At 65.4% G+C, this 15,640-nt stretch carries 14 protein-coding genes; 7 read left to right on the top strand and 7 right to left on the bottom strand.

Annotated elements, in window-relative coordinates:
• Positions 1–2 precede the first annotated feature (2 nt).
• Positions 3–884 carry a neutral zinc metallopeptidase gene (locus tag CXQ91_RS12285; RefSeq protein WP_104174203.1) on the top strand — a complete coding sequence of 294 codons (882 nt, stop codon included), beginning with the start codon at positions 3–5 and terminating at the stop codon, positions 882–884.
• 114 nt (positions 885–998) lie between these two features.
• Here CXQ91_RS12285 and CXQ91_RS12280 read toward each other — a convergent pair whose 3' ends face one another.
• The 6 genes from CXQ91_RS12280 to CXQ91_RS12255 all read right to left on the bottom strand — a co-directional run bounded on the left by CXQ91_RS12280 (position 999) and on the right by CXQ91_RS12255 (position 6,226).
• Positions 999–1,331 carry a metal-sulfur cluster assembly factor gene (locus CXQ91_RS12280; protein WP_011691953.1) on the bottom strand — a complete coding sequence of 111 codons (333 nt, stop codon included), beginning with the start codon at positions 1,329–1,331 and terminating at the stop codon, positions 999–1,001.
• Positions 1,332–1,344: 13 nt separating this feature from the next.
• Positions 1,345–2,142 carry a Fe-S cluster assembly ATPase SufC gene (gene sufC, locus CXQ91_RS12275; RefSeq protein ID WP_104174202.1) on the bottom strand — a complete coding sequence of 266 codons (798 nt, stop codon included), beginning with the start codon at positions 2,140–2,142 and terminating at the stop codon, positions 1,345–1,347.
• Between the two features lie 96 nt (positions 2,143–2,238).
• A complete protein-coding gene (locus tag CXQ91_RS12270) occupies positions 2,239–2,598 on the bottom strand; it encodes a non-heme iron oxygenase ferredoxin subunit (protein WP_104174201.1) in 360 nt (119 codons plus the stop codon).
• 33 nt (positions 2,599–2,631) lie between these two features.
• Entirely contained in the window at positions 2,632–3,918 is a 1,287-nt protein-coding gene (gene sufD, locus CXQ91_RS12265; RefSeq protein WP_104174200.1) for a Fe-S cluster assembly protein SufD, read from the bottom strand.
• On the bottom strand, positions 3,918–5,381 hold the full coding sequence (gene sufB / locus CXQ91_RS12260) for a Fe-S cluster assembly protein SufB (RefSeq protein ID WP_104174199.1): 1,464 nt from the start codon (positions 5,379–5,381) through the stop codon (positions 3,918–3,920). The genes sufD and sufB overlap by 1 nt, the downstream gene beginning before the upstream one ends.
• Positions 5,381–6,226: a metalloregulator ArsR/SmtB family transcription factor gene (locus tag CXQ91_RS12255; RefSeq protein ID WP_104174342.1), complete on the bottom strand. Its 846-nt coding sequence runs from the start codon at positions 6,224–6,226 to the stop codon at positions 5,381–5,383. The genes sufB and CXQ91_RS12255 overlap by 1 nt, the downstream gene beginning before the upstream one ends.
• 115 nt (positions 6,227–6,341) lie before the next feature.
• Between CXQ91_RS12255 and CXQ91_RS12250 the strand changes: the two genes are divergently transcribed.
• The 3 genes from CXQ91_RS12250 to CXQ91_RS12240 are packed head-to-tail and all read left to right on the top strand — an operon-like array spanning position 6,342 to position 9,017.
• Positions 6,342–7,310: an ABC transporter ATP-binding protein gene (locus CXQ91_RS12250; RefSeq protein ID WP_104174198.1), complete on the top strand. Its 969-nt coding sequence runs from the start codon at positions 6,342–6,344 to the stop codon at positions 7,308–7,310.
• On the top strand, positions 7,307–8,065 hold the full coding sequence (locus CXQ91_RS12245) for an ABC transporter permease (RefSeq protein WP_104174197.1): 759 nt from the start codon (positions 7,307–7,309) through the stop codon (positions 8,063–8,065). Before CXQ91_RS12250 ends, CXQ91_RS12245 begins: the two co-directional genes overlap by 4 nt.
• A gap of 7 nt (positions 8,066–8,072) precedes the next feature.
• Positions 8,073–9,017 carry a heme A synthase gene (locus CXQ91_RS12240; protein WP_104174196.1) on the top strand — a complete coding sequence of 315 codons (945 nt, stop codon included), beginning with the start codon at positions 8,073–8,075 and terminating at the stop codon, positions 9,015–9,017.
• Between the two features lie 318 nt (positions 9,018–9,335).
• Here CXQ91_RS12240 and CXQ91_RS12235 read toward each other — a convergent pair whose 3' ends face one another.
• Positions 9,336–10,295, bottom strand: coding sequence for a heme o synthase (locus CXQ91_RS12235; RefSeq protein ID WP_104174195.1), 960 nt, complete (start codon positions 10,293–10,295; stop codon positions 9,336–9,338).
• Between the two features lie 437 nt (positions 10,296–10,732).
• Here CXQ91_RS12235 and tkt point away from each other — a divergent pair, with 437 nt between their 5' ends.
• The 3 genes from tkt to CXQ91_RS12220 are packed head-to-tail and all read left to right on the top strand — an operon-like array spanning position 10,733 to position 15,634.
• Positions 10,733–12,850: a transketolase gene (gene tkt / locus CXQ91_RS12230; RefSeq protein ID WP_104174194.1), complete on the top strand. Its 2,118-nt coding sequence runs from the start codon at positions 10,733–10,735 to the stop codon at positions 12,848–12,850.
• Positions 12,851–12,874: 24 nt separating this feature from the next.
• Positions 12,875–13,990, top strand: coding sequence for a transaldolase (gene tal, locus CXQ91_RS12225; protein WP_104174193.1), 1,116 nt, complete (start codon positions 12,875–12,877; stop codon positions 13,988–13,990).
• A gap of 6 nt (positions 13,991–13,996) precedes the next feature.
• The gene (locus CXQ91_RS12220) at positions 13,997–15,634 is read left to right on the top strand and encodes a glucose-6-phosphate isomerase (RefSeq protein ID WP_104174192.1); all 1,638 of its coding nucleotides are present in this window, start codon (positions 13,997–13,999) and stop codon (positions 15,632–15,634) included.
• Positions 15,635–15,640: the final 6 nt, after the last annotated feature.

The following is a 15,640-nucleotide window of genomic DNA, read 5'->3' as shown; positions in this document are numbered from 1 at the left end:
ATATGAGTTTCAATGACAACGTCCAGCTGGATCCGTCCCAGGTCCAGGACCGGCGCGGCATGGGTCGTGGGACTAAAATCGGTGGCGGAATCGGGGGCGGAATCATCCTTCTGCTGGCCGCCCTGTTTGGGGTCAACCCGCAATTGCTGGAAGGCCTGACGGGGACGGCGCCGGACCCGCAGAGCCAGGGAAGTGCACCGGCCTGCGAGAGCGGTGCCGACGCCGACGCCCGCCTCGACTGCCGCATCACGGGAACGGTCAACAGCCTCAATGCATTCTGGCCGGCGTATCTGGCCCAGTACAACACGGAGTATCCGCGCCCCACGACAGTGATCTTCAGCCGGGCCACCAATACCGGCTGCGGCGGCGCAACCTCCGATGTTGGTCCGTTTTACTGCCCCGCCGACACCACCGCCTACTTCGACCCGGGCTTCTTCCAGGACCTGGTGGACCGCTTCGGCTCTTCCGGCGGGCCACTTGCCCAGGAATACGTGGTGGCGCATGAATTCGGCCACCACGTCCAGAACGTCCTGGGCAACCTCGACCGGGCCCAGCAGGATCCGCAGGGCCCCGAATCGGGCGCCGTCCGGGTGGAGCTGCAGGCCGACTGCTATGCCGGGCTCTGGGTCCGGTACGCCACAACGCAGCAGGATCCCAAGACCGGCCAGCCCTATCTTGAACCGCTCACCCAGCAGGACCTGAACGATGCGCTGTCCGCGGCATCGGCCGTCGGTGACGACCGCATCCAGGAAGCAGCCACCGGCCGGGTCTCACCGGAGGCGTGGACCCACGGCTCCAGCGCCCAGCGGCAGAAGTGGTTCTACCAGGGCTACCAGACCGGCGACATCAACCAGTGCGACACGTTCAGCGCCTCCACGCTGTAGCTCTATCGGCTGCTGGCAATCGCTTAAAGTACGACGGCGCCGGGTCGCCTTCCTTGGGAAGGTGACCCAGCGCCGTCGTATATCAACAAGGTATGTCTACCGGGCGGGCAGGGCTCAGATGTTGAAGCCGAGTGCCCGCATCTGGTCGCGTCCGTCTTCGGTGATCCGCTCGGGACCCCATGGCGGCATCCAGACCCAGTTCAGCCGCCAGTCATCCACGACGCCGTCGAGGGCCTTGCCCACCTGCTCCTCGATGACGTCCGTGAGCGGGCAGGCCGCCGTGGTGAGCGTCATGTCGATCAGCAGGGCGCCGTCGTCGTCGGAGTACTTCAGGCCGTAGAGCAGGCCCAGGTCAACGATGTTGACTCCGAGCTCGGGGTCAATGACGTCCTTGAGTGCCTCTTCGACATCTTCGAGGCCCGTACGGGCCGCTTTGATTTCGGTCATGGCGGTGTCCTAACTAGGCCTGTGCCACAGCGCTGGCCGCAGCGATGGTGGCTGCACCTGCGCCCGTGGCGTAACGGTCGTAGCCTTCTTCTTCGAGTCGGTCGGCCAGTTCCGGGCCGCCCTCTTCGACAACCTGTCCGTCGACGAACACGTGCACGAAGTCCGGCTTGATGTAGCGCAGGATGCGGGTGTAGTGCGTGATGAGCAGCGTGCCCATCTTGCCCTCGGCGTGCGCGCGGTTGACGCCCTCGGAAACAACCTTGAGTGCGTCCACGTCGAGGCCGGAGTCAGTCTCGTCCAGGATGGCGAACTTCGGCTTGAAGAGCTCGAGCTGGAGGATCTCCACGCGCTTCTTCTCGCCGCCGGAGAAGCCTTCGTTGACGTTGCGCTGGGCGAAGTCGGCGTCGATGCGCAGCTGCTGCATGGCGGCCTTGACGTCCTTGGTCCAGGTGCGCAGCTTGGGTGCTTCGCCATCGATGGCCGTCTTGGCGGTCCGCAGGAAGTTGGTCATGGAGACGCCCGGAACCTCAACGGGGTACTGCATGGCCAGGAACACACCCGCGCGGGCGCGCTCGTCCACGCTCATGGCCAGGACGTCTTCGCCGTCCAGCGTGATGGAACCGCTGGTGACGTTGTAACGCGGGTGGCCGGCGATGGTGGACGCCAGGGTGGACTTGCCTGAACCGTTCGGGCCCATGATGGCGTGGGTCTGGCCGGTCTTAATGGTCAGGCTGACGCCCTTAAGGATCTCCTTGGTGCCCTGCTCCGTCTCAATGCTGACGTGCAGGTCCTTGATCTCAAGAGTAGACATGTGTCTTGTTCTCCTCTGCACCGTGCCCTCCGGCGGCGGTGCGGTTTCTCGGCTGAAAAGTTTTCTAAAGCGGGGTGCGGACGGCGTTGAGCGCTGTCAGCTGAAGTTCGGGACTTCGGCACCGTTCACAACGTTGGTGACGTCCACGTAGACGTCGTCGCCGTGAACGGCCACGGCAAAAACAGGAACGGGGTCATAGGCCGGCAGCTGGAGCGGCTGGCCGCTGCGGAGGTCGAACTGGGAGCCGTGGCCCCAGCATTCGATCTTGCAGCCTTCGATCTCCCCTTCGGAGAGTGAGATATCCGCGTGCGAGCACGTGTCACCGATGGCGTGGATTTCGCCCATGGAGTCCTTCACGATGGCTACGGGGTAGTCATCGATCAGGATCCGCAGCGCCTGCTTGAGCTGTATCTCGCTGGCGTTGCAGACAAGCTCGCCTTTTGGCTGGTCAGTCATCTGGTGTAGTCCTGTGTTCTCTGGTGCTGCGCATTAGTTGTTCGTTGCCGCGAGTTCGCGCTCAACGGATGCGATGAGGCGCTCTTCGATGGCCGGCACCTTGATGTGCTGGATGATTTCGTGCAGGAATCCACGGACCACGAGGCGGCGTGCCACGTCTTCCGGAATACCGCGCGCCATCAGGTAGAACAGGTGCTCGTCGTCCAGGCGGCCGGTGGCGCTGGCGTGGCCGGCACCCTTGATCAGGCCGGTCTCGATTTCGAGGTTCGGAACGGAGTCCGCCCGTGCGCCGTCGGTGAGCAGCAGGTTGCGGTTCGCCTCGTAGCTGTCGGTGCCCTCTGCCTCCTTGCGGATCAGGACGTCACCAACCCAGACGGCGTGGGCGTTGCGGCCCTGGAGTGCGCCCTTGTAGAGGACGTTCGACTTGCAGTTGGCCACTGCGTGGTCAACGAACAGGCGCTGCTCAAGGTGCTGGCCGGCGTCGGCGAAGTACAGGCCGAGCATTTCAACTTCGCCGCCCGGGGCGGTGAACCGTGCCGACGGGGTGACGCGGACCAAGTCGCCGCCGAGGCTGACCACGATGTGCTTGAACTTGGCGTCGCGGCCGATTTTGGCCTGCTGCGACGAGGCGTGCACGGCGTCTTCGTTCCATTCCTGGAGCGAGATGACGGACAGTTCCGCGCCGTCCTCAACCACGATTTCCACGTTCTCGGAAACGACGGCGCTGCCGTGGTGGTCCAGGACCACTACGGACTTGGAGAACTTCCGGGCAACGATCACGAGGTGCTGCGCGGACGCGTCCGTTCCCTGACCGGTCAGGACAACGTTGATTTCACCGTCAGCCTCGAACTCCGCCGGAACGGTGATGACCGTCGCCTCGCTGAAGTTTTCCCAGGCGTTGGCGGACACGCGGTCCTCGGGGATGGCCGCGGTGCCGATGCGCTTGTCATCGCGGCCAACAGTTTCAACAGTGACGGCGTCCGGTGCGGTAACGCTGACCGAAGGAGCCGTGCCGTTGAGGACAGCCGAGTGGAGTCCGCGGAGGCGCTTGAGCGGCGTGAACCGCCAGTCCTCCTCCATACCGGTCAGCGGCTTGAAGTCCGCCAGCTTGTAGGAAGTCAGGCGGCCGGCGCGTGAGCTGTCCGGAATGCCGACGCCGCCACCGTGGGAGTGGCTCTTGACGGCCTCTCCCGCGAGCGGGGACTTGGACTCGGCGAAGTTGATGGGCGAAAGGCTTTCGCCTTCCTCGGTGAAGCCGTTGATGAACGGCTGGGCTGAGGGCGCGCCGATGCGGGCCTTTTCAGTAGTGATGTCAGTCATTAACCGACCGATCCTTCCATCTGCAGTTCAATCAGTCGGTTCAGCTCGAGGGCGTATTCCATCGGCAGTTCACGGGCAATCGGCTCGATGAACCCGCGGACGATCATCGCCATTGCCTCGTCTTCGCGCATGCCGCGGGACATCAGGTAGAACAGCTGCTCTTCGCTGACGCGCGAAACAGTCGCCTCGTGTCCCATGACCACGTCATCCTCGCGGATGTCGATGTACGGGTAGGTGTCCGAACGGCTGATGGTATCCACCAGCAGGGCGTCACAGCGGACCGTGTTGGCCGAGTGCTTGGCGCCTTCGCGGACCTGGACCAGGCCGCGGTAGGCGGCACGGCCGCCGCCGCGGGCAACCGACTTGGAGATGATGGAGCTCTTCGTGTTCGGTGCGATGTGCACCATCTTGGAGCCCGTGTCCTGGTGCTGGCCTTCGCCGGCGAACGCGATGGACAGGGTTTCACCCTTGGCGTGCTCGCCCACGAGGTAGACGGCCGGGTACTTCATGGTGACCTTGGAGCCGATGTTGCCATCGATCCATTCCATGGTGGCGCCCTCTTCGCAGATGGCGCGCTTGGTGACCAGGTTGTACACGTTGGTGGACCAGTTCTGGATGGTCGTGTAGCGGACGCGGGCGCCCTTCTTCACGATGATCTCCACAACGGCGGAGTGCAGCGAGTCCGAGGTGTAGATCGGGGCCGTGCAGCCTTCGATGTAGTGGACGTAGGAGTCCTCGTCGGCGATGATCAGCGTGCGCTCGAACTGGCCCATGTTTTCCGTGTTAATACGGAAGTAGGCCTGCAGCGGAATATCCACGTGGACGCCCTTGGGAACGTACACGAAGGAACCGCCGGACCAGACGGCCGTGTTCAGCGAAGCGAACTTGTTGTCGCCCACCGGGATGATGGTGCCGAAGTACTCCTGGAAGATCTCCGGGTGTTCGCGCAGTGCGGTGTCGGTGTCCAGGAAGATGACGCCCTGGGCTTCGAGGTCCTCGCGGATCTGGTGGTACACAACCTCGGATTCGTACTGTGCGGCGACGCCGGAGACCAGGCGGCTGCGCTCGGCTTCCGGGATGCCCAGCTTCTCGTACGTGTTCCGGATGTCCTCGGGGAGGTCTTCCCAGGTAGCGGCCTGCTTCTCAGTGGACCGCACGAAGTACTTGATGTTGTCGAAGTCGATGCCGGAGAGGTCTGCACCCCAGGTGGGCATAGGCTTGCGGTCGAAGTACTTCAGGCCCTTGAGGCGAAGGTCGAGCATCCATTCCGGCTCGTTCTTCTTGGCCGAAATGTCCCGGACGACTTCGTCGTTGATGCCACGACGTGCGTTGGCGCCGACATCGTTCTTGTCGGCCCAGCCGTATTCATAGGTGCCAATACCGTGAAGCTCGGGATTCTTCTCCAGAATCTCCGAAATCACAGTAGTTTCAGCAACCTTGTTCTCTGATAGTTGGTCCGTCATCACGGCCTTTCTTGCAGATGGTTGGATACTTCGCCCAGGCTGTCCGTGGTGTGTCCGGGACCGTCGGGCCCCTTGGCGGCCGGACGGCCTGTAGGAATGTGGGTGGTGCAGACGTGACCGCCGCGTGCCAGCGTGGACAGCCTGCGCACGTCAACGCCGACGAGCCGTGAGAACAGCTCGGTTTCGACGTCGCAGAACACCGGGAACTTGGTGGCCAGCTGCTGGATGGGGCAGTGCCCCTGGCACAGCTGGACGCTGGAGAGCGCTGCCGGGAGCGGCGCTTTGGCTTCAATGGAGGCTGCGGAGGCCACGAACCCGTCACGGCTCAACGCTGCGGACAGTGCCTGCGCCCGTGCGGTGATATCCGGTCCGGCGGCGTCGATCTCCGGTGCGTAGCGGCGTTCCATATCGGCGAAGCGCTCGACGGCGAATTCCCGGACCGCGTCGGGTCCGGCGATCTCGCCAAGGCGCTGCAGGGCCAAGCCGGCAATATCAAGGTAGTCATCGCCGAGCGATGACTGGCCCTGGGAGCTGAGGACGTAGCGCCGCGCCGGGCGTCCGGCGCCGGCACCTGCCCTTGCTACGCGTTTGACTTCGATCACGCCGGTGCGCGACAAATGGTCCAGGTGGCGGCGGACGGCTGCGGGGGTGAAGCCCAGCAGGTCACCGAGCTCGGCGGCGCTGACCGGCCCGTGCTCCAGCACGGCGCTCAGGACACGGTCCCGCGTGCGCTCGTCCGAGTCAACAGCGGCCACGTGCGGTGCCGACGTCGACGGCCGGAACGAACCGGCGGCGCCAGCGGGCGCGTCGGACCCGGTTCGGGGCGCAGAAAGTCGAGTGCTCATGGAATACACAACACAATCATGTCGTAATTTACTCCCCCGTACCAGTAAGGCGAGGCTGACCTACAGTCACATCCGGGGCGGGTGTCGCGCGTACTACATCGCGTAGAATGCTTTGGTGCGATCTCCCGATTCCCCCGTCCTGTCCATCACAGGACTCATTAAGGACGTTGGCCCGCTCGCCTCCCTCGACGGCAAGATGCTCCGGGTGGTCAGCGGAGTCTCCCTCGCCGCCGAACGCGGACAGGTCACCGCCCTGCTGGGAGCCAACGGCGCCGGCAAGACTACCACCATTGAATGCGCGCAGGGACTCCAGCGGCGGTCCGGGGGCTCGGTCTCGTTGCTGGGCCAGGACCCGGACACCGCAGGCGCCGAGCTCCGTTCCCGCGTCGGCGTCATGCTCCAAGACGGCGGGCTGCCGCCGTCGGCCCGTCCCATTCCGCTGCTGAAACATATCGCCGGAATGTACCGGCATCCGTGGCCCGTCGATGAACTGATCGAGCGCCTCGGCATTGACACCTTTAGCCGGACCACAGTCCGGCGGCTCTCGGGCGGCCAGCGGCAGCGACTGGCCCTTGCAGCAGCACTGGCGGGGAACCCCGAAGTGCTGTTCCTTGACGAACCCAGCGCTGGCCTGGACCCGCAGTCGCGGCAACTGGTTTTCCAGCTGATTTCCGAACTGCGGGACGCCGGCATGGGAATCGTCCTGACAACGCACCTGATGGACGACGCCCAGCGGCTGGCTGACTATGTCTACATCATCGACGCCGGCCGGAACGTCGCCGAAGGCACGGTGGCGCAACTGCTGCAGCGAAACATCAGCGCGGACTCCGGCCAGGAACATGTCCGGACGCTGCTCTTCGAGTCGCGGCCGGGCCTTGACTTTACGGGCGTCCTGCCCGCCACCGTCGACGTTCGGGAGGCGCGCGCCGGGAGCTACGCCGTTACCGGGGCGCTCACGCCGGAAGACCTGGCCGCGCTGACAGCCTGGTGGGCCGCGCACGGCATTATGCCCGGCTCGATGAGCCTGGAGGCCCGGAGCCTGGAAGACGTATTTTTGGATATTTCGGGAAGGGAGATCCGATGAGCCGGGTTCTCGGCAGCGCCCCCGCCCCGCTGCTCCGCCGCATTCTGCTCCAGGGCAAATACGAAGCGCTGACGATGCTGCGGAACGGTGAACAGCTCATCCTCGCCATCGTCCTGCCCCTGATGGCCCTGGTCGGCCTGACCGTCACCCCGCTGCTTGACGGCCTCGGCGGCAGCCGGGTTGATGTTGCTGTGCCCGGCATCCTCGCCCTGTGCGCCATGTCCACCGCCTTCACCGGCCAGGGCATCTCCACCGGCTTCGACCGCCGCTACGGCGTGCTGCGCTTCCTGTCCACCACTCCCCTGGGCCGGACCGGACTGATCGCAGGCAAGATTCTGGCCGTTCTTGCCGTTCTGCTCCTTCAGGTCCTGGTGGTCGGCGCGGTGGCTTTCATTCTCGGCTGGCATCCGACGACGGCGGGCTGGGCTCCGGCGCTGGTGCTCCTGGTCTTGGGGGCGGCAGCCTTTACTGCACTGGGACTCCTGGTCGCGGGAACGGTCCGTCCGGAAGCGACCCTGGCCATCACCAACCTGCTCTGGATCCTGCTCGGGGCCCTTGGCGGCATCGTGATCCCTGCCGAACGGCTGCCCGGGCCGGCCCGGGAACTGGTCCACTTCCTGCCCTCCGGGGCGCTGGGCGAGGCCCTGCGGGATGCCTTCCTAGCGGGCACCTTCAATGGGGGCGCCACCCTTATCCTGCTGCTCTGGACGGCCTTCGCCGGCGCAGCAGCCATCCGTTGGTTCAAGTGGAATTGAGAAAACCGTGAGTACGGCATCGCGCCTCCCCCAGATTCTCGGACGGATGACGTCCAAGCTGCCCGTAACGGTTGATGCGACTGTTCGCCGGCTGGCCGTCCTGTCGCTCATCGGGCAGACGGTGCTCGTTGTGACCGGCGGGGCCGTCCGCCTCACCGCGTCCGGACTCGGGTGCCCCACCTGGCCCCGCTGCACGGACGTATCCCTGGTCAATACTCCCGAAATGGGCATCCACGGCTTCATTGAGTTCGGAAACCGGCTCCTGACGTTTGCCTTGGCGGCCATTGCGGCCCTCATGCTGGTCTACTTGTGGAACCTCCGCAAAGAGCGCAGGGACCTCTTCCTCCTGGCGCTGGGCCTGCTGGCGAGCATCCCGGCGCAGGCCGTCATCGGCGGCATTACGGTACTCACCCAGCTCAATCCCTGGGTCGTGGGACTCCATTTCCTGGTATCAATGGCCCTCGTCGTGTTTGCGACCCTGCTGGTGAACCGCGCCTACGGCCGAACTGGCAGGTTCCCCGCCGTCGTTCTTCCTGCCGTGCCGGGCGCCGCACGGCCGGTGATGGCCGCCGTCGCACTCTTTTCCGCCCTGGCCGTGACCCTCGGCGTCGTGGTTACCGGGGCCGGCCCGCACGCGGGCGACGCCGACGCCCCCAGGAACGGACTGGACTGGGACCTCTTCTCCCACATCCACGCCGTGCCCGCCTACCTCGTAACAGCGGGCGCCCTCTTCGGCGTGTTCCTCGTGATCCGGGACCGGATCAAGGGGCCGTTCCGTACAGCCGTCCTGTTGCTGCTGGGAGTCACGCTGCTGCAGGCGGCCATCGGCTTCACCCAGTACTACAACGGCATTCCCGCACTCCTGGTGGGTGCCCACATGCTGGGCGCCGCGCTGCTCATGAGCGCAGCCACGAACGCCGCCGACGTCGCACGATTCAGCCCCGTCAGGTAGGACGAGGCCGTGAAGGACGTTAGCCGCTAAGTACGACGGGTTCCGTCAAGCAATAAAGCCCCGAGACACGCACCCCGGCCCGCAAGGACCGGGGTGCTTCTCTTTGCACGGCCAACGCTCTCTCAGATCCTGCGCGCTTTCCACCGACGCTCTCTCAGATCCTGCGGGCCAAAAGGAAACGCTCCTTCACGGCGTGAAGGAGCGTTTCAGGAAACGCTGCGAAAGCTGAGAGAGCGTTGCCGGTTTTGCCGCAAGAAGTGAGAGAGCGTCCTGAGGGACGGGGGGCTGAGGGGCTGAGGGGCTGAGGGGCGGTTGGTGTTAGCCCATGATGGCCGAGCCCACGAAGGGATCGACCGCCAGCGCGATGAAGAGCAGGGTCAGGTAGCTGATGGAGCCGTGGAAGACCTTCATGGCGCCCTTGTTGGAGACGTCGCCACCCTGGGCCCGGTTGTAGAGGGCATGCGATTCGTAAAGGAACCAGGCGCCGGCCAGGACGGCGGTGGCGGTGTAGACCCAGCCCGCTCCGCCGGCGGGTACCAACAGCAGCGAGCATGCCACCATGGCCCAGGCGTAGAGAACAACCTGAACGGAAACAACCTTCGCGCCGGCGATCGCGCCCAGCATCGGCACGTTGGCATTCCGGTAGTCTTCGCCGTAGCGCATGGACAGCGGCCAGTAGTGCGGCGGGGTCCACAGGAAGATCACCATGAACAGTACGATGGCGGGCCATTCCACAGTGTTGGTGACGGCGGCCCAGGCGATCAGTACGGGGAAGCATCCTGCCGCTCCGCCCCAGACGATGTTCTGCGCCGTGCGGCGCTTCAGGATCATGGTGTAGATGACGACGTAGAAAACGATGGCGCCGAGGCCAAGCCACGCAGACAGCGGGTTCGCGCCGAACCAGAGGATGGCGATGGCGGCGGCACCCAGCAGCCAGGAGAACACGAGCGCTTCGCGCGGGGTGACCTCGCCGGTGACGAGGGGGCGTTTTTCCGTGCGGTGCATCAGCTTGTCGATGTCACGGTCGATGTAGCAGTTGAACGCGCCGGCACTGCCCGCGGCGAAGGCTCCACCCACGAGGGTTGCCAGGATCAGCCCGATGGAGGGGAATCCGCGTTCGGCGTAGATCATGGTGGGTAGCGTGCTCACGAGGAGCAGCTCAATGACCCGCGGTTTCGTGAGGGCAAGGTACGCCTTGGCTTTGCGGGCTATCCCAATCTTTCCGGGGAGCCGGGAGGCGTTCAGCGGCGTATCTGTTGTGCTCACGGTGGCAGTCACTCTGTTCTGTCTGGCTGTTCAGTCCGGCTGGTTCTCGCAGCGGCGGGGGCCCAAAGCGGGCCCGCTCCCTCCGGCGGTGGCCTCCGAATATCATACCGTGGCTCTCCGGCCGCCAAAGCATCCACAATTCCGGCAGGTTAACCGATCCTCACAGCAGCCGCACGACTCCGTGATTCATATAAGAAAATTCAGTCCACTTAGTGAGATACACGCTGACCAGCCCTTGGAATGGGGCTAAGCTATCTGCAGATCAGCACGCAAGGAATGCCCCTGGAATGCGCATTCCCGGATTCTCAAACGCGACTGAATGATAGATCAACGTTTCAATGGTGAACGGCTGGTACACACCGCAGCGGCGCCATTAAGCGCGCCTCCGCTGCGGCCTGTCCGTACCACCTGCCGTCAGTACAGAGAGGGGCCCGGTTTTCGTGCCACATTTGGAAGAGCAAGAACTGTCATGGACCAGTTTGGACCAGCGCGCCGTTGACACGGTCCGTATTTTGGCCGCGGATTCGGTCGAAAAAGTAGGGAACGGCCACCCGGGCACCGCGATGAGCCTCGCCCCGGCTGCGTACCTTCTCTTCCAGAAGCTGATGCGCCATGACCCGCGGAACCCTGACTGGATCGGCCGTGACCGGTTCATCCTGTCCCCGGGCCACACGTCCCTGACGCTGTACATCCAGCTGTTCCTCTCCGGTTACGGCCTGGAGCTGAAGGACCTTGAGGCGCTGCGGACCTGGGGTTCGCTGACACCGGGACACCCGGAGTACAAGCACACCGCCGGTGTGGAAATCACCACCGGCCCGCTGGGCCAGGGCCTGGCGTCCTCGGTCGGGTTCGCGTACTCCCAGCGCCGCCAACGCGGCCTGTTCGACGCCGATGCTCCCGCCGGCGAGTCCCCGTTCGACCACACCATCTGGGTCATCGCCTCCGACGGCGACCTGCAGGAAGGCGTCACGGCTGAGGCTTCCTCGCTGGCCGGCCACCAGGAACTCGGCAACCTCGTGGTGGTGTACGACGAGAACCACATCTCCATCGAAGACGACACCGACATCTCCTTCACTGAGGATGTCCTCAAGCGCTACGAGGCTTACGGCTGGCACACCCAGCGCGTGGACTGGACCAAGACCGGCGAGTACGTCGAAGACGTGCAGGAACTGTACTCCGCACTGCTCGCGGCCAAGGCCGAGACGTCCAAACCCTCGATCATCTCGCTGCGCACCATCATCGGCTACCCGGCGCCGAAGAAGCAGAACACCGGCAAGATCCACGGCTCGGCCCTGGGCTCCGAGGAAGTCGCCGCGCTGAAGAACGTGCTGGGCTTCGACCCCGCCAAGTCCTTCGACGTTGACCAGGAAGTCCTGGCCCACGCCCGCTCCGTGGTGGACCGCGGTGCCGCGGCCCGCAAGGAATGGGAAGAGTCCTTCAACGCCTGGCAGGCAGCCAACCCGGAGGCCGCTGAACTCCTGCAGCGCGTCGAAGCACGCGAACTGCCCGAGGGCCTGGACGCGGCACTGCCGGTCTTCCCCGCCGGCAAGGATGTCTCCACCCGCGCCGCCTCCGGCAAGGTCCTGAACGCGCTGGGCCCGGTCATGCCCGAACTCTGGGGCGGTTCAGCCGACCTCGCCGAATCCAACAACACCACCATCGAAGGCTCCCCGTCGTTCGTGCCTGCCTCCAAGCAGACCGACGCCTGGAAGGGCAACCCCTACGGCCGGGTGCTGCACTTCGGTATCCGTGAGCACGCCGCGGCCTCGATCGTGAACGGCATCGCCCTGCACGGGAACACCCGGGCGTTTTCCGGCACGTTCCTGATCTTCTCCGACTACCAGCGGCCGGCGATCCGGCTCGGCGCCCTGATGGGTGTCCCGTCGCTGTATGTGTGGACGCACGACTCCATCGGCCTGGGCGAAGACGGCCCCACCCACCAGCCGGTGGAACAGCTGGCCTCCCTGCGCGCCATCGTGGGCCTGGACGTTGTCCGCCCAGGTGACGCCAACGAGGTCGCTGCGGCATGGAAGACCATGCTGGAGAACCACGAGAACCCGGCCGGCATCGTGCTGACCCGCCAGAACATCCCCACCTACGCCCGCGGTGAAAGCGAAGCCGACGGCGACACGTTCGGTTCCGTTGCCGGCGTCGCGAAGGGCGGCTACGTCCTGGCCGAAGCGTCCAAGGACGGTGCTACCGTTCCGGCCGACGTCATCCTGATCGGAACCGGCTCCGAGGTCCAGCTGGCCGTCCAGGCCCGCGAAGCCCTCCAGGCCGAAGGCATCGCCGCCCGCGTTGTCTCCATGCCGTGTGTCGAGTGGTTCACCAAGCAGGACGCCGCCTACCGCGAGTCCGTGCTCCCCGCCGCCGTCAAGGCCCGGGTATCCGTGGAAGCCGGGCTGGCCCTGGGCTGGAGGGAATTCGTCGGCGACGCCGGCCGTTCCATCAGCCTCGAGCACTACGGCGCTTCCGCTGACTACAAGCGCCTTTTCCAGGAGTTCGGCATCACCGCGGAGGCTGTCGCCGCCGCCGCCAAGGACTCCCTCGCTGGCCTGCAGGCCTGAACCCGATTCCAGGAGATACAAAAAATGACTACCCCCACACAGCAGCTCTCCGACGCCGGCGTCTCGATCTGGCTCGATGACCTCTCCCGCGGCCGCCTGGAAACCGGCACGCTGCGCAAGCTCATCGAAGAGAAGAACGTTGTTGGTGTCACCACCAACCCCTCCATCTTCCACGCCGCCATCACCACCGGCCACGACTACGACACTGTCATCGCAGCCCAGGCAGCAGCCGGCGCCACCGTTGAAGAGACCGTCTTCGAAATCACCACCACCGACGTGGCCGACGCCTGCGACCTGTTCGCCCCCGTCGCCGCGGCATCCAAGGGTGTTGACGGCCGCGTTTCCATCGAGGTGGACCCCCGCCTCGCCTGGGACACCGCCGGCACCATCGCCGAAGCCAAGCACCTGTACAAGAAGGTCGCCAAGGACAACGTCCTGATCAAGATCCCGGCAACCCTTGAAGGCCTCGAAGCCATCACGGCGACCCTGGCCGAGGGCATCAGCGTCAACGTGACCCTGATCTTCTCGCTGGAACGCTACCGCGCCGTGATCAACGCCTTCCAGTCCGGCCTGGAGCAGGCCAAGGGCAACGGCCACGATCTGTCCAAGATCCACTCCGTCGCGTCCTTCTTCGTCTCCCGCGTGGATGCCGAAATCGACAAGCGCCTCGACGCCATCGGCACCGACGAAGCCAAGGCACTCAAGGGCAAGGCCGGCCTGGCCAACGCCCGCCTGGCCTACCAGGTCTACGAGGAGCTCTTCTCCACCGAACGCTGGGCACTGCTCGCCGAAGCCGGCGCGCTCCCGCAGCGCCCGCTGTGGGCCTCCACCGGCGTGAAGGACCCGGCCTACCCGGACACCCTCTACGTCACCGAACTCGTTGCCCCCGGCGTGGTCAACACCATGCCGGAAAAGACCCTCGACGCCACGTTCGACCACGGCACCGTCACCGGCGACACCGTCACCGGCACCTACGCCGATGCCAACGCGACCCTCGACGCCCTGGAGGCGCTCGGCGTTTCCTACAACGACGTCGTGGCCCTGCTTGAGTCCGAGGGGCTGGACAAGTTTGTGGCCAGCTGGAAGGAACTGCTGGGTGACGTCGAAGGCGCCCTGGCCTCTGCACGGAAGGCTTCCTAACCCATCATGAGCACACTCAGCTACGACGCCACCGGCGCAGCCCGCCAGGCACTTGAGCAGCACCTCCCCGCCCTGCTGGAAGACCGGGTTGCCACCCGGATCTTCGCGAAGGACCACACCCTGTGGGGTCCGGACGCCGAGCAGGAATCCGCTATCCGGCTGGGCTGGGTCGAGGCGGCCACCGTCTCCCAGCCCCTGGTTGGCGACATCCTGGAGCTCCGCGATGCGCTGAAGGCCGAAGGCGTTACGCGCATCGTCCTCTGCGGGATGGGCGGCTCCTCGCTGGCGCCTGAAGTCATTGCGGGCACCGCTGGCGTCGAGCTGACTGTGCTTGACAGCACCGACCCTGAACAGGTCGGTGCCGCGCTGATGGACCGCCTGGCCGAGACAGCAATCGTTGTGTCGTCCAAGTCCGGCTCCACCGTGGAAACCGATTCGCAGCGCCGGATCTTCGAGCAGGCTTTCACCGATGCCGGGGTGGATGCGAAGAGCCGCATCATTATCGTCACCGACCCGGGTTCACCGTTGGACAAGGCTTCCAGGGAGGCCGGCTACCGCGCCGTGTTCAACGCCGACCCCAACGTCGGCGGCCGTTTCTCGGCGCTGACCGCCTTCGGCCTGGTCCCCTGCGGGCTGGCCGGTGTGGACATTCAGGCTTTCCTGGATGAGGCCGAGGAAGCAGCCGAGGTCCTCAACGAGGACGCCCCGGAAAACATTGGCCTTGCCCTTGGCACGGCCCTCGGCGGCACCAACCCGCTGCGCAACAAGATCGTCATCGCGGAGGACGGGTCCGGCATCGTCGGCTTCGCCGACTGGGCCGAGCAGCTCATCGCCGAATCCACCGGCAAGCTGGGCACCGGAGTTCTGCCGGTCGTGGCCGGTCCGTCCGCACCGGAGGTCACCTCCGGTGCAGCGGACGTCCTGGTGGTGCGGCTGGTAGCGGCCGACGCCGACGACGTGCAGCTCGGCGAGAACGAGGTCGCCATTGCCGGCGGCCTGGCCACGCAGATGATGGTGTGGGAATTCGCGACGGTAGTAGCCGGCCGGCTCCTGGGCATCAACCCCTATGACCAGCCCGACGTCGAGGCCGCCAAGGTGGCCGCCCGCGGCCTGCTGGACGCACAGCCGGAACCGACCCCCGCGAACTTCGTCGACGGCGCCATCGAGGTCCGAGGCGGCGACTGGCTGGGAGATGCCGCCACGGCCTCTGCCGCCGTGTCCGCCCTGCTCTCGCAGCTCGCTGACGACAGCTACCTCAGTGTCCAGGCCTACTTCGACCGCTTGGCGTACGCCCCGTTCGAAAACGTCCGCGACCAGCTCGCCGCCGTCAGCGGACGCCCGGTGACGTTTGGCTGGGGCCCACGCTTCCTCCACTCCACCGGCCAGTTCCACAAGGGCGGACCCGCTATCGGCGTGTTCCTGCAGGTGACGGCATCATCCGCCACGGACCTGTCCATCCCGGAGCGGCCGTTCACGTTCGGTGAGCTGATCTCGGCACAGGCCACCGGCGACGCCCAGGTCCTCAGCGAACACGGACGTCCAGTCCTCCGCCTGCACCTCACGGACCGCGCCGCCGGCGTCAAGCAGCTGCAGGACATCATTTCAGCGCTTGCCGGCCAGGCAGCATCCCACACTGAAAGCTAAGGCACC

The sequence above is a fragment of the Arthrobacter sp. Y81 genome, assembly GCF_002929335.1.
Classification (GTDB): domain Bacteria; phylum Actinomycetota; class Actinomycetes; order Actinomycetales; family Micrococcaceae; genus Arthrobacter.
Note: the sequence above shows the minus strand (reverse complement) of the source record. Positions and strands in the feature narration are given on the sequence as shown.